The organism is Mycobacterium sp. 1274761.0, from assembly GCF_001668615.1.
In the GTDB taxonomy this organism is placed as follows: Bacteria; Actinomycetota; Actinomycetes; order Mycobacteriales; family Mycobacteriaceae; genus Mycobacterium.
Window position 1 is genome coordinate 44,783 of record NZ_LZMC01000058.1, and the last position, 13,268, is coordinate 58,050.

Consider the following 13,268-nt stretch of genomic DNA (forward strand, 5'->3'; position numbering starts at 1 on the left):
TTCGATTCTCCGTGAGACAGGCCGCGACAGGCCGATGCCCTGAGCGGTCAACGGCATCAGTGGTTTTCATCAGGGAACGAAAGTTTGGCGGTGGCAAACACGGCCCGCTTGAACCAGCGTTCACTAGTACTGATTCCGCACGGGCCCCGATGGACGAGTCAGTCCGACAGGAACCCGACGACGACCTCGGTCATGGCCCCGATGGCGTCCTGATGAATCACCTCGTAGCCGTGCGTGTTCAACGTCGGGAGGCAGAGCAGTCCTGACTGCGCCGTCAAGCCGGAAGCCCGCGCGTGTGACGAGTCGGATTCGAATGCGCCCAATACCGCCGCCTGCGGGGACATTCCGAGCTTCTCGGCGATTCCGTAGAGCCGGTCGGCGATGTCCTTGTCGTACACACACTGCGCATCGCTGTACGCCACAATGGGTCCGCCGCTGACCGTGGTCGCATATTCCTCTTCCGTCGGCCCCACTTCCAACGCCAGCGTCACATCGCCGGGTAGCGTGCGGCTGGCGTAGGAGCCGCCGACGCCGCCGACCTCTTCGTCAGTGGTGCACACGACGTAGACGTCGTTCGTGGGCCGACGATCCGCAGTCTTCAGTGCCGCGGCGACATCCAGTAGAGCCACCAGCGCGGCGCGGTCGTCCATGAAGTAGCAGCCGAAATAATCGCCGACCTCGACGAGGGTGCGCTTGCTTCGATCGACACAGACGCGGGTGCCTACGCGTACGCCGGCATCCGTGAGCTCTTCGGCTTTGCGTCCGGTGAAGACCGACACGTGGGTCCAGTCCATCGCTTTGTCGCCACCGTCCGGTTTGGTCTCCCAGATCCGTCGACTTTCGGAGGTGGTGTGCTCGGACCCGAGCGACAGCACCCCCGTCAAGCGCTCCCGATCGCCGAGCACAGCCACCGGACCGAGGCCGAAATTACCCGGATACATCGTGCCCAGCGGGCTCAGGTGCAATGAGCCGTCCGCGGCGATCCGCTTGATGATCATGGACAGCTCGTCCATGTGCGCCATCACGCGCACGGGGTCGTCGGCGGAGTCGCCGCGGATCAGGCCGACGAGGTTGCCGGCCTTGTCGACCCACACCTCGTCGGCCGAACCCTGGAGTTCGCGGCGACAGATTTCGCGAACGTCGTTTTCCTGCCCGGACGGGCCGCAAGCCCACAACAGTTCCTGGAGCAGGTCGCGGCGCAGCCCGTTACTGATGGGACTGTTGTCGCTTCTCGGCCGCCTTGGCGCCACCGCGTGCCGATTCTGCTTCCGCTTCCTTCTTGGCGGCGTCCTTCTGCGCGTCGGCCTTGTCCTGCTGGGCCTTGCCCTCTTCGGTCAGGTCGTCGCGGCCGGTGACGGTGCCTGCGGCTTCCTTGGCCTTGCCTTTGACGTCTTCGACGGCGCCTTTGATGCCCTCTTGCGGGCCGCTGTTGTCAGCCATGTGTACTCCTTCGTCGCGGACGGACGGGCGCAGTGTTCCCGGCGCGCGGAATGTCAAACAAGCATGCTGATGACCAGCACCACTGCAGTGACGACGAAGAGCAGCACAAAGATGACCACGGCGGCGATTCCGGCGACGGTCGCCGGGGTGTACTTGCGGCGGGCACGCGGCTGAGCCGCCGAGACGCCGGACGTCTGCGCCGAATCGGGTGGCACATCGCCGGGGCTGACCCCGCCGCCGGGTTCGAGGTTCGGCGTGCCCGCTGGATCGGGATCGGGCGGTTGCGCGGTCATAGCACGTGGCATACCCGCCGAAGCGGTCTCACACGCGCCGCACCCTACGATCTGATCATGACCGCAGCGCCCGAGCCGTTCGTGATCGAGGTGCCCGGCGGTCTCCGCATCGCCTGCGACCGGCTCGGCGACGCCGCCTCGCGCGCCGTGGTCTTCCTGCACGGCGGCGGGCAGACCAGGCGCTCATGGACGCGCGCCGCGGCCGCCGTCGCCGAGCGGGGCTGGCAGGCCGTCACCGTCGACTTCCGCGGTCACGGCGAATCCGACTGGTCCAGAGAAGGCGACTACCGCGTCATCACCTTCGCCGAAGACGTCCGCGCCGTGCTGAGCCAACTGCCGCCGGATCCCGTGCTCGTGGGCGCCTCGCTCGGCGGCTTTACATCGATGCTGCTGGCCGGTGAACTGTCGCCCGGCATCGCCAGCGCTGTGGTGCTCGTCGACATCGTCCCGAACATGAACCCGTCCGGGGCCGCGCGGATCCACGACTTCATGGCCGACCGCATGGTCGAAGGCTTCGCCTCGCTCGACGAGGTGGCCGACATGATCGCCGGGTACAACCCACACCGGCCGCGGCCCGCCGATCTGAATGGGTTGCGCGCCAACCTCCGCCGCCGCGGCGACCGCTGGTACTGGCACTGGGATCCCCAGTTCATCGACGGCACCGCCGCGTATCCGCCGATCGAGGTCACCGACCCCGACCGGATGAACAAGGCCATCGAGGCGATCCTCGCCGACGACATCCCGGTGCTGCTGGTGCGCGGCCAGGTCAGCGACCTGGTCAGCACCGACCGCGCCGAGGAGTTCCTGGCCCGCTTCCCGCAGCTCGAGTTCGTCGACGTGCAGGGTGCGGGACACATGGTGGCGGGGGACCGCAACGATCTGTTCGCCGACGCCGTCGTCGACTTCCTCAACCGGCACGCCGCACGCTGAGCGTTCCCTACGATCAGCGCATGCGCGGAGCCAAGATTCTGATCACCGGTCCCAGCGGGCAGGTGGCCGCCCCCATCGCCCGAGCGCTGGCCGCCGACAACGAGGTGTGGGGCATTGCGCGTTTCACAGACGCGGCGGCGCGGCAGCGCCTGGAGAGCCAGGGGGTGCGCTGCCAGACCGTCAACCTCGCATCCGGTGACTTCAGCGAGCTGCCGTCCGACTTCGACTACGTGCTCAACCTGGCCGTGGCCAAGAGCGGCCGGTGGGACAAGGACCTCGCGGCCAACGCCGAGTCGGCCGGCCTGCTGATGGCGCACTGCCGCACGGCCAAGGCGTTCCTGCATTGTTCGACGGCGGCGGTCTACGACCCACCCGGCGATGAGCCGCGAACCGAGCGCGCTGCGCTCGGCGACAACCACAAGCCGCTGTTCCCAACGTATTCCATCTCGAAGATCGCCGGCGAGGTCGTCGTGCACACCATGTCACGCGCACTCGAGGTGCCCGCGATCATCGCCCGCCTCAACGTGCCCTACGGCGACAGCGGGGGCTGGCCGTTCTTCCACATGGAGATGATGCTGGGCGGTATTCCGATCCCCGTGCCGCCGGGCGGCCCCGCCCTGTACAACCCGATCCACGAGGACGACATCATCGCGATGATCCCGAAACTGCTCGAAAAAGCGGCGGTTCCGGCTCCTACCGTCAACTGGTGCGGCGAACAAACCGTCAGCCTTCAGGAGTGGTGCGCCTACATCGGCTCGCTGATCGGCAAGGAACCCGTATTCGAGGAAAGCTCACAGTGCTTGCGCGGCAACCCGACTGACCCGGCTCTGATGCGCGAGCTGATCGGCGGCACCACGGCCGACTGGCGCGACGGCATGCGCCGCATGGTCGCGACGTTCCATCCCGAGTTGGTCGGGTAGTCGGTGGGCGAGCGCGTCAGTTTCCCGAGTACCAGCGGTCCCATGCTGGCGGGCATCATCGATCTGCCCGACGGTGACGTGCGGGGGTGGGGCGTCTTCGCGCACGGCTTCACACTCGGCAAGGACAGCCCGGCGGCGAGCCGGATCTGCAAGCAGCTCGCCGCCGAAGGCATCGGCATGCTGCGTTTCGACAACCTCGGTCTCGGCGACTCCGAAGGCGACTGGGGCGACGGGTCGTTCTCCCACAAGGTCGCCGACACCGCCCGTGCGGTGGAGTTCATGAACGACTCCGGTCACGAGGTTCACCTGCTGGTCGGCCATTCCTTCGGCGGCGCCGCCGTCATCGCCGCCGCGCAGGACTGCCCGACCGTCGCGGCCGTCGCCAGCATCGGCGCGCCGTACGACCCCGGCCACGTCGAGCGCAGCTATGACGCGCTGGTGGCCCGCATCGAGGCCGAGGGCGAGGCCCCGTTTTTGGTCGGCGGCAAGGCGCTGACCCTCAAGCGGCATTTCATCACCGACGTGCGCAACGCCGATCTCCGCGAGCAGATCCGTGGCCTGCGCCGGGCACTTCTGGTCATGCATTCGCCCACCGACAACACCGTCGGCATTGCCAACGCGAGCGAGATCTTCCGCGCCGCCCGCCACCCGCGCAGCTTCGTGTCGCTGGAAGGCGCGGACCACCTGCTCACCGGCAAGAATCAGGCCGCCCGAGCGGCCCGGATCATCAGCGCCTGGGCTGACCCCTACCTGTAAGCGAGTTTCGGCGCGCGTTTGCTGGGGTAACTCCCCTTACAACGACAGACATGGTCGAGTGGCGGAGAAAGGTCATGAGTGGAAAACATCGCACCAAGTCGCGCTCCAACCTGGTAATCGGCTCCATCGCCGCATCCGTTGGCGCCAGCAGTGTACTTGCCGCTGCGATCGTCGAGCTCGCCGCCCCGCAGGAGCCCAGCCACTCAGCCGTCCAGCCGCAACAGCCGGTTACCCAGCAGGGCAGGTTGATCGCCGTCACGGCAGACTCCCTCACGGCGCAGAGCGCCGACGGGGCAATCCAGACATACAGCATCACCCCGAACACCACGGCCATCACCGACCGTGGTGGAAGCGCAAGTCCGGCAACGTCGTTCACCGTCGACGATGAGGTGACCGTGGTCGGCACACGGCAGGGCGGCATGGTCGTCGCCACCGCCGTGGCCGATCAGTCCGCAGTCGGTGGGCAGGGCCGGCCTATGGATTACGGCGTGTAAGGCGGCATTCCAGGCCGAAGTGGTCGGAGGGAAACACGCGCGGCAAGTCATCGGCGATCGGCTCGGTACCCAGCAACTCGATTGCGTCCGCCCTCCACTGATCGCCTTTCAGCAGAACACGGTCGAACCTCACGTGACGTGGCTTGTTCTTCAAGTCGCCGAGCATCAGGTTGGCCGACGTGTCCTCGGTGAAGCCGCCCTCGTCTGGCCGCAGCATCGGCCAGACGTCCCGGTACGGCGCGCCGATGCGTCCGTTCTCGGCGTCGCGCATGTTGAAGTCTCCGAGTACCACGGCCTCGTCCGCATCTCGTAGCGCACGAAAGATCCTGCGCAGCTGCCACCCTCGCAGACGTGCCGAGGCCTTGCCGCTGTCGAGATGCAGGCAGCACACGACGGTCGTGGCGCCGTTGAGCGGAAGTTCCGCCTGCAGAAATCCGCGTGAATCGCTCCACGGCAACCGCGCGTACGCGACCCGCGACACCGGCAGCCGCGACAACAACAACAGCCCGTAATCGCCCGCCTCGCCGCCGACCACCGCGGCACACGAATACGAAGCGCGGATCCAATCCTGGGACAACAACACGTCGGATGCAGTCGACGTGACCTCCTGAAACACCATGACGTCGGGTGATCGCCGCGAAAGTAGTTGCGCGATTGCGAGATACCGCTCTTTGTCGTAGGCGCTGTCGTTCCAGATGTTGTACGTCGTCAGCGTCAACTCGTCACACGCCACGGAGCCGGCACGGTCTGCGTCAGACCATTGGCTCGTTGCCGCATCAAACGTTTCGACGGGTACGTCACGTCGTCGCGGAAGCAGCCTCACCGCAGCGTGACGACGACTTTGCCCTTGGCGCTGCGGTTTTCGAGAGAGGCGATGGCCTCCCCGGCACGCTCCAGCGGGTAAACCTCGGGTTGCGGCGCCGACACCTTCCCTGATGCGAGCAAGGGTTCGAGTTCCTCCCACTGCTCGCGTAGATAGTTGGGATGGGTGAACGTCCACGCGCCCCAGCCGACGCCGACGGCGTCGACGTTGTTCAGCAGCAGGCGGTTGACCTTGACGGTGGGGATCTCACCGCCGGTGAACCCGATCACCAGCAATCGCCCGCCGGGCGCTAGGCACCGCAGCGAATCGGTGAACCGGTCACCGCCAACCGGATCGACGACGATATCCACGCCTTTGCCGTCCGTCAGGCCCATGACCGCGTCCTTGAAGCCGTCGGCCAGCACCACATCGGATGCGCCCGCGGCCTCGGCGATCGCCTTCTTCTCCTCGGAGCCGACGACCGCGATGGTCCGTGCGGCGCCCCACGCGGGCGCCAACCGCAGCGTTGACGTGCCGATGCCGCCCGCTGCGCCGTGCACGAGCACGGTCTCGCCGTCGGCCAGCCTGCCGCGGGTGCGCAGCGCGTGATGCATGGTGAGATCGTTGAACAGCAGGCCCGCGCCAGCCTCGAAGGAGACGTTGTCAGGTAGCTTGAACACTCGTTCGGCTTGCAGCGCAACGACTTCGGCCATGCCGCCGTTCAGCATTGTCAGTCCGGCAACGCGATCGCCCTTGTTGAAGCCGCTGCCCGACGGCGCAGTGAGCACCACGCCCGCCACCTCGGCGCCCGGCACGAACGGCAACTCCGCCTTGTACTGGTAGAGCCCGCGGGACTGAAGGGCGTCGGGGAAGGCCACCCCGGCCGCGTGCACCTCGACGATGACGGCGTTATCGTCGGTGGGCTCATCGAGCTCGACGAGCTCCGCAGCCGAGGGGCCGTCGAGACTGGGGATCTGAATTGCGCGCATCGTCCCATTTAACCGGACAGCCTCTCGTGCACCTCTGCGGCCGCACGACGACCCGACCGCACGGCTCCGTCGAGGAAGCCTGTCCACTCGTCGGCGGTTTCGGTGCCCGCCCAAAAGATGCCGTCCACCGGCTTGCGCAGCCAGGGGCCGTAGGTCGTCCACGAACCGGGTGGCACCGCGGCCGTCGGGCCGCCGGGCGCGAAATCCTCAGTGCCCCAGCAATGGTCGACGTAGTCGGTAGGCTGCAACGCCTGTTTACCGTATAGGTCGGCGAATCCGGCCAACGCCCGTTCCCGGCGCTCTGCCGGCGCCAGCGAGTCAAATGTCCTCGGGTCGGTGAAGCCCAGCAGGATGCCGGGGCCGTCGCCTGCGGGGCTCACGTCGAAGGTGATGAACACCGGGCCCTCGTCGGACAGCGCCTCGCCACTGCACCCGTCGGCCCGCCAGAACGGCGTCTCGTAGGCGGCGTAGGCCTTGCTGAGGTTGCCCTGCGGCCAGTGCTGCGCGAGCTTGTCGTATTCGGCGGGCAGGCCGGGGGAAAACTCGATGGCGGCGCGGTGGGCGGGCGGAATGGCGACGATGACGGCCCTGACGGTGACTTTGACGGCGGGGCCGTCGTCGGTCCCCACCGTGATGGTGCCCGCAGGGTGCCGTTCGATGCGCCGGACGATCGCGCCGAGCCGGACCCGATCAGCAAGCTCGTCGGCCATCCGCTGCGCGATCTGCTGGGTGCCGCCGGGAAAGCGGTCCTGCTGAGCGCCGCCGTCCACGTCGAGCATTCGGCCGATCCCGCCCGCGGCCTTCACGTAGCGCACAGCGTGCAGCAACGACACCTGATCGGGTTCGCAACCCCAGGTGACCCGCGACATGATCGCCATCAATTCGCGCGTCGACGCGCTCGCGTGCAGCGACCGCAGCCAGCGCTCCAGCGTCTGGTCGTCGAGGCTGTGCGCGTGGGTGCTTGTCCACGGCTCCGCGAGCGACACCCGCCGGCACAGTCCTTCGAAGCGCCACTGGATGCGCGAGACGTCGAACAGTTCGAGCATTGACAGCCGGGGGATGGTGCTGCGGTAGGAGCGGATCCGGCCGCGCCACTTGATCAGGTTCTTGCCGCGCGTGTGGGTGGGCACCGTCTCGCAGCCCAGTTCGCGTGCCAGGCCGGTGACGGCGTCCTGCGTCGGGCCGACGAATGTGCCGCCCAGGTCGACGGGCACGCCGGCGATCGTCGTGGTCGACGAGCGGCCGCCCACCCGGTCGCGGCCCTCCAGCACGACGACGTCGTAGCCGAGCCGAAGCAGTTCGCGCGCCGCGGTCAGCCCGGCGAACCCCGCGCCGACCACCACGATGTCGGCCTTCGATGGCTGCGTCACGCGACTAGGCTCTCACGCCGTGAGGGTGATGACAGCGCTGTTCGGCCCCATCGGTGCGATCGAGCAGGCGCGGGCCCTCCGCGACGCCGGCGCCAGCGGGGTCTTCACCTTCGAAGGTCCCAACGACGTCTTCACACCGCTCACCCTGGCGTCGACCGTCGGTGGCCTGGATCTGATGACCAACGTCGCGATTGCCTTCCCCCGCAACCCCATTCACCTCGCCCATCAGGCGATCGACCACCAGCTGCTCAGCAAAGGCCGGTTCGCGCTCGGGCTGGGCACGCAGATCCGCGCGCAGATCGAGAAGCGGTTCGGTGCCGACTTCGACAAGCCGGTGGCGAGGATGACCGAACTGGTCGCCGCGCTGCGGGCCATTTTCTCGGCCTGGGAGACCGGCGAGCGGCTCGACTTTCGTGGCGAGTACTACCGCCACACGCTGATGACGCCCACCTTCAGCCCCGGCGAGAACCCCTACGGGCCGCCGCCGATCTACGTCGGCGCGCTGGGCCCGCGGCTCACCCGCGCTACCGCGGAGCACGCCGACGGCCTGCTGGTCATGCCGTTCGGCAGCAAGCAGTTCCTGCACGAGGTGACCATGCCCGCGGTGCGTAAAGGCCTGGCAGCGGCGGGTAAGTCGCTCAATGAATTCGCCGTCATCCCGGAGATCATCGTGTCGATTGGTGAAAACGATCAACACCACACCGCTGCACGCCGCCTGCTGGGCTTCTACGGTTCGACGCCCGCCTACCGTCCGGTGCTGGAGATCCACGGGTGGGGCGAGCTGCAGTCGGAGCTCAACGCCCTGTCCAAACAGGGCCGCTGGGCGGAGATGGGCAGACTCATCGACGACGACGTGCTGCACACCATTGCAGCGTGCGGCAGCGCGGCCGAGGTGGCGGCTCATATCCGCGATCGAGTGGCCGGCATATCGGACCAAACCTGCCTTTACCAGCCAGGCCCCATCGCCCCGCAGGCGTTGTCGGAGATCGTTGACGCACTCGGCAGTTGATTGCCTATCGTGGTACTCGGGCGGACCAAAGGAGGTCAGATGTCCGAGGCCGTGCAGGCAGAGTATTTCGACGTCTTGATCATCGGTGCGGGCATTTCCGGGATCGGCGCGGCCTACCGCATCCACGAGAAGAACCCGAACCTGTCGTATGCGGTGTTGGAGCGGCGGGCGCGCATCGGCGGGACCTGGGACCTTTTCCGATATCCGGGCATCCGGTCCGACAGCGACATCTTCACGCTCAGCTTCCCGTTCGAGCCATGGACCCGAGACGAGAACATCGCCGACGGGTCCGACATCCGCGAGTATCTGGTCGAAGCTGCGCGCAAATACGGGATCGAGGAGCATATCCGTTTCAACACCCGTGTCCTGTCGGCTGACTGGGATTGGGGCTCCGACACCTGGACGGTGCAAGTAGAGGCCGACGGGTCTGCGAAGTCCTATCGCGGCCGCTTCCTGTTCTTCGGCACCGGCTACTACAACTACGACGAGCCGTACAAGCCGGAGTTTCCCGGCATTGAGGACTTCAGGGGCGAGGTGGTACACCCCCAATTCTGGCCCGAATCACTGGATTACACCGGCAAAAGGGTAGTGGTGATTGGGAGCGGCGCCACGGCGATGAGCATGATTCCATCGCTCACGGAGAAGGCAGGCCACGTGACGATGCTGCAGCGCTCGCCGACATATCTGTTGTCGTCGCCGCGGGTACATCCGATTGTGCAAGGGATTCGAAGGGTGTTGCCAACATCCGCTGCCTATCGAGTCGTGCGTTGGTTCAATGCCGGATTCGTCATGCTCGTGTATGCACTGTCGCGCAAGACGCCGGGATTGATTCGGTGGATGCTGCGGAGAAACGCCGAAAGCAACCTTCCCGACGGGTATCCCGTCGATCTCCACTTCAAGCCGAAGTACGACCCGTGGGATCAGCGCATGTGCCTGATTCTCGACAATGACGTCTATGGAGCCATCAGCGCCGGCCGCGCCGACGTGGTGACCGACCATATCGACCACTTCGACAGTGGCGGCATCGTGTTGCGCTCAGGCGAGCGAATCGACGCTGACGTCATCATCACCGCGACCGGGTTGCAGTTACAGGCGTTGGGTGGTGTCATGCTGAAGATCGACGGATCAGAGGTCAAACCGCAGGACCGGTTCGTCTTCAAGGAACACCTGCTCGAGGACGTACCCAACGCCGCATGGTGCGTCGGCTACATCAACCTTTCGTGGACGCTGCGGGCCGACCTCACCGCGCGGGCGGTCGCGAAGCTGTTGGCCTACATGGATTCTCACGGCTACACCCACGCATATCCGCACCTGGGGGACAAGCCGATGGCGGAGAAGCCGGCGTGGAACATCAACGCGGGTTACGTTCAACGTTCCCTGCATGCGCTGCCGAAGTCGGGAACCCGGCGGCCATGGAATGTGAGGCACAACTACGTGCTGGACGCCATCGATCACCGGTTCGACCGGATCGAGGAGTCGATGGTGTTCGGTCGCGTCAAAGCCAAGTCCGCCCAATCGGCTTAGGAGTTCTGCTGTGACTGTTGCGGTCCTTCTGGTGATCGCAGTGTTCTTCCTCGGCATGGGTGTCTATGCGCTGGCGGCACCCGCCGCACTGTTTCGGCCGTTCGGTGTAACACTGAATTCGCCGGTGGCGCGATCGGAGGTGCGGGCCGTCTACGGTGGATTCGGCTTGGCGATGGCAGCAGTGCTGGGATATGCGGGGTTCCGCGACGGCGACGTGCAGAAGGGCATTGTGCTCGCCGTCGGAGTGGCACTCGTCGGAATGGCATTGGGCCGCATCGTGTCTGCGATCGTCGATGCGCGCACACCGTTCTACCCGAACTGGTTCTACTTTCTCATCGAGGTGATTGGCGGAGGAGCGCTGGTCGCACTCGCCTAGCCCCAGCGATGACACCTGACGCCGAGATCCGACTTTTGTAGAGAAAGTGCGAGAAGACCTCTGCAAAAGTCGTTTTTCGCGAGTTACGGCGCGACGGTGAGCCAGTCGGCGAAACCCGACGGGTCATGACGGCCCAGCGCGCCGTGCTCGAACAGACCCCAACCCTCGACAGGCGTGCCGTTGCCTTCGGTGCACACGGCGCGGCCGACATGGTCGATGACGCCGAAGCCTGCACGTCCGACGATGGCGGGGTCGGTCATGTCGTAGGTGAGCCGCTCGGTGAACTTCTCGCCCTTCCACGTGCCGTGGATCCAGTCCGAGTCACCGCCATAGCCGCCGCCCACGTGGATCGGCACGGGCAGCTTCGATTCCACGTCAAAGCGGACCGGCGTGCCGTCGGCTGCGGTGGCCTCGATCGTCGCGCCGGTCGGAATGCGCGTGCCGGAGGTGTAGTGGATCTTCACCCGCGGCCAGCCCAGCTGCTCGACGCGGCCGTCCTTCCATACCCGCGTGCAGTCGTTGAGCGAACGGAACCCGCTCGGCTCCTCCTGAATGATCAGCACGATCGAGAAATCGTCGAACGCCATCGGGACGTAGAGCCACCACATGCCTTCGAACGGGGGATCGGCCGGCCGTCCCGTCGGTTCGGGCTCGCCGATGGGCCTTATGCCCCATGAGCGGTCCCGCGTGCCGATCCACACCGACGGGTCGACGATGATCTCCTCGCCGTCGATCGTGATGCTGCCGCTCCACGAACCCACTTGCGCAAACCGCTGCGCATCCAACGTGATTCGGGTGCCCGACCGCAGAATGTGGCGCTGTTCCTGAACGACCTCGTACAGCCCGGTCCACGTCAGGTCGACGGCCATGTCCTCGGTCTCGTCCATGACGATGCGCAACTGGTGTAACGGCTCGGTGACCTCCACGCGGTATCCGAGCACGTTCTGGTTCAGCCGGTCTTGATCGATGGCGTCCGAAAGATGCACTGCCGTCTGCACATCGCTTGGCTCGATGTCGCCGCCAGCGCGGCTCCGACGCCGCACGAGCACGAACGCATCCTTCACACCCAGGTTCGGGTAGTAACCGATGCCGGTGATCAAAAAGATGTCGCCGGTGCGGTCGTGCGCGTTGAAGTAGGACCGGTCGTAGAAGTTGCGGTCCGAGCTGCTCGGCCACGCGATAGGCTGGGGGATCTGGTGGACGGGAAACTCGTCCATGGGACCCAGCATCAGACTTCACCTCCGATGAGGCGCCGCAGCAGGGCGCCGTGATAGAACAGCGATTCGACGTCGTCGGGCTTCTCGATTTCGCCGAAGCGGACGCGACGGGCGCTGGTCCGCATGAACACACAGGCCCAGATCACCCCGGAGTAGACGTAGAACCAGTGCAGATCGCCCAGTTCGACACCGGTCTTCTCGGCGTAGGTGGCCTTTACGTCGTCCTCCCGCATGAAGTCGGGCAGTCCTGGAAGCCCGGCCAGCCCGGCGAGTTCCTGAAACACCATGTGCGCGAAGATCATCCACGCGGCGTCCATCTCGCGGGGCCCGAGGGTCGCCATCTCCCAGTCGAGCACGGCGACCGGCTTGAGGTCCTCGTAGAGCACGTTGCCGACCCGTGAATCGCCCCAGATGAGCACCGGCTTGGACGCGGCCACGTCGGCGGGCCAGTTCGCCTCCAGCCAACCGAGCGCCTGCTCCACGAGCGGGGAGCTCCCGATGTCAGGCACGGCGAAGCGATACCATGACTGCAGCCAGTTCAGGTTGCGGCGCAACGCATTCGGCTCGTCATCGTCGCCGAGGAATCCGAAGACGGTTTCGGCGTCGGGGATCGCGTGCAGCTTCGCCAGCACGTCGACCGTGTTGTCCTGTAACGCCCTTCGCGATTCGGCGGGGGAGTCGGCGAACCAGTTGCCGCCGAAGGTGTAGGGCATGACGTCGGGTGGCACCACCCCGGACACGTAGTCCATCAGGAAAAAGGGAGTGCCCAGCACAACCCCGGTGGGTTCCAGCCACCGTACCCGCGGCACCGGCACATCGGTCTTCTCGCCGACCAGCCGGATCACGTCGAACTGGTGGTCCATCCGGTAGGACGAGAACACCGGCACGTCTTCCTTGGTGGGGGCGACGCGTGCCACCCACTTCTCCTCGCGCTGATGGCCGTCGGCCTCCCAGCGGCCGGTCAAAATGATCGTCTCCGAGGACATGCCGTTGGAATCGACGCCGCTCTCGACGGTCACCTGCGGCGTGACGCCGCCGGGCATCACCGTGGACAGCCACTGCGACATCACCTCGGGCAGGGTGCTGATGTCACGGGCGGAGCGCTGGAGTCGGCCGACGTCTTCGACAGCCGGTTCTGTAGCCAAGGT

15 protein-coding genes are annotated in these 13,268 nt (G+C 66.1%); 7 read left to right on the forward strand and 8 right to left on the reverse strand.

The window, feature by feature from the left end; genetic code table 11:
* Nucleotides 1–158: 158 nt before the first annotated feature.
* Genes A5651_RS11795 through A5651_RS11805 form a run of 3 tightly spaced genes read right to left on the reverse strand, consistent with a single transcriptional unit; the run spans nucleotide 159 to nucleotide 1,733 of the window.
* On the reverse strand, nucleotides 159–1,250 hold the full coding sequence (locus A5651_RS11795) for a M42 family metallopeptidase (protein ID WP_231988661.1): 1,092 nt from the start codon (nucleotides 1,248–1,250) through the stop codon (nucleotides 159–161).
* The gene (locus A5651_RS11800; RefSeq protein ID WP_066980326.1) at nucleotides 1,207–1,440 is read right to left on the reverse strand and encodes a CsbD family protein; all 234 of its coding nucleotides are present in this window, start codon (nucleotides 1,438–1,440) and stop codon (nucleotides 1,207–1,209) included. The genes A5651_RS11795 and A5651_RS11800 overlap by 44 nt, the downstream gene beginning before the upstream one ends.
* 53 nt (nucleotides 1,441–1,493) lie before the next feature.
* The gene (locus A5651_RS11805) at nucleotides 1,494–1,733 is read right to left on the reverse strand and encodes a DUF6480 family protein (protein ID WP_066980109.1); all 240 of its coding nucleotides are present in this window, start codon (nucleotides 1,731–1,733) and stop codon (nucleotides 1,494–1,496) included.
* Nucleotides 1,734–1,790: 57 nt separating this feature from the next.
* On the opposite strand from A5651_RS11805, the gene A5651_RS11810 reads away from it, so the two are divergent.
* From A5651_RS11810 to A5651_RS11825, 4 genes are all read left to right on the forward strand, one after another.
* Nucleotides 1,791–2,663 (forward strand): alpha/beta fold hydrolase, encoded by an 873-nt coding sequence (locus tag A5651_RS11810; RefSeq protein WP_066980112.1) that lies wholly within the window; start codon nucleotides 1,791–1,793, stop codon nucleotides 2,661–2,663.
* A 20-nt stretch (nucleotides 2,664–2,683) separates the two neighbouring features.
* Nucleotides 2,684–3,583 carry an NAD(P)-dependent oxidoreductase gene (locus A5651_RS11815; protein ID WP_066980117.1) on the forward strand — a complete coding sequence of 300 codons (900 nt, stop codon included), beginning with the start codon at nucleotides 2,684–2,686 and terminating at the stop codon, nucleotides 3,581–3,583.
* Between the two features lie 3 nt (nucleotides 3,584–3,586).
* Nucleotides 3,587–4,339, forward strand: coding sequence for a S9 family peptidase (locus A5651_RS11820; RefSeq protein WP_066980120.1), 753 nt, complete (start codon nucleotides 3,587–3,589; stop codon nucleotides 4,337–4,339).
* Between the two features lie 74 nt (nucleotides 4,340–4,413).
* Nucleotides 4,414–4,833 carry a hypothetical protein gene (locus A5651_RS11825; RefSeq protein WP_066980333.1) on the forward strand — a complete coding sequence of 140 codons (420 nt, stop codon included), beginning with the start codon at nucleotides 4,414–4,416 and terminating at the stop codon, nucleotides 4,831–4,833.
* On the opposite strand, the gene A5651_RS11830 is transcribed toward A5651_RS11825, so the two are convergent.
* The 3 genes from A5651_RS11830 to A5651_RS11840 form a co-directional block, all read right to left on the reverse strand.
* Nucleotides 4,814–5,566: an endonuclease/exonuclease/phosphatase family protein gene (locus tag A5651_RS11830; RefSeq protein WP_066980339.1), complete on the reverse strand. Its 753-nt coding sequence runs from the start codon at nucleotides 5,564–5,566 to the stop codon at nucleotides 4,814–4,816. The genes A5651_RS11825 and A5651_RS11830 overlap by 20 nt on opposite strands.
* An 86-nt stretch (nucleotides 5,567–5,652) precedes the next feature.
* Nucleotides 5,653–6,624, reverse strand: coding sequence for an NADPH:quinone oxidoreductase family protein (locus tag A5651_RS11835; RefSeq protein ID WP_066980125.1), 972 nt, complete (start codon nucleotides 6,622–6,624; stop codon nucleotides 5,653–5,655).
* An 8-nt stretch (nucleotides 6,625–6,632) separates the two neighbouring features.
* Nucleotides 6,633–7,994, reverse strand: coding sequence for a flavin monoamine oxidase family protein (locus A5651_RS11840; protein WP_066980129.1), 1,362 nt, complete (start codon nucleotides 7,992–7,994; stop codon nucleotides 6,633–6,635).
* A 28-nt stretch (nucleotides 7,995–8,022) separates the two neighbouring features.
* On the opposite strand from A5651_RS11840, the gene A5651_RS11845 reads away from it, so the two are divergent.
* From A5651_RS11845 to A5651_RS11855, 3 genes are read left to right on the forward strand one after another with little or no spacing between them, the layout of a single operon-like run.
* A complete protein-coding gene (locus tag A5651_RS11845; protein ID WP_066980336.1) occupies nucleotides 8,023–9,003 on the forward strand; it encodes a TIGR03617 family F420-dependent LLM class oxidoreductase in 981 nt (326 codons plus the stop codon).
* Nucleotides 9,004–9,042: 39 nt separating this feature from the next.
* Nucleotides 9,043–10,527, forward strand: coding sequence for an NAD(P)/FAD-dependent oxidoreductase (locus tag A5651_RS11850; protein WP_066980132.1), 1,485 nt, complete (start codon nucleotides 9,043–9,045; stop codon nucleotides 10,525–10,527).
* Between the two features lie 10 nt (nucleotides 10,528–10,537).
* Nucleotides 10,538–10,903, forward strand: coding sequence for a DUF4345 domain-containing protein (locus A5651_RS11855; protein ID WP_082943717.1), 366 nt, complete (start codon nucleotides 10,538–10,540; stop codon nucleotides 10,901–10,903).
* Between the two features lie 83 nt (nucleotides 10,904–10,986).
* Here A5651_RS11855 and A5651_RS11860 read toward each other — a convergent pair whose 3' ends face one another.
* On the reverse strand, nucleotides 10,987–12,132 hold the full coding sequence (locus A5651_RS11860) for a hypothetical protein (RefSeq protein WP_066980135.1): 1,146 nt from the start codon (nucleotides 12,130–12,132) through the stop codon (nucleotides 10,987–10,989).
* Nucleotides 12,132–13,265 carry a phosphotransferase family protein gene (locus A5651_RS11865; protein WP_066980138.1) on the reverse strand — a complete coding sequence of 378 codons (1,134 nt, stop codon included), beginning with the start codon at nucleotides 13,263–13,265 and terminating at the stop codon, nucleotides 12,132–12,134. Before A5651_RS11865 ends, A5651_RS11860 begins: the two co-directional genes overlap by 1 nt.
* Between the last annotated feature and the right edge of the window lie 3 nt (nucleotides 13,266–13,268).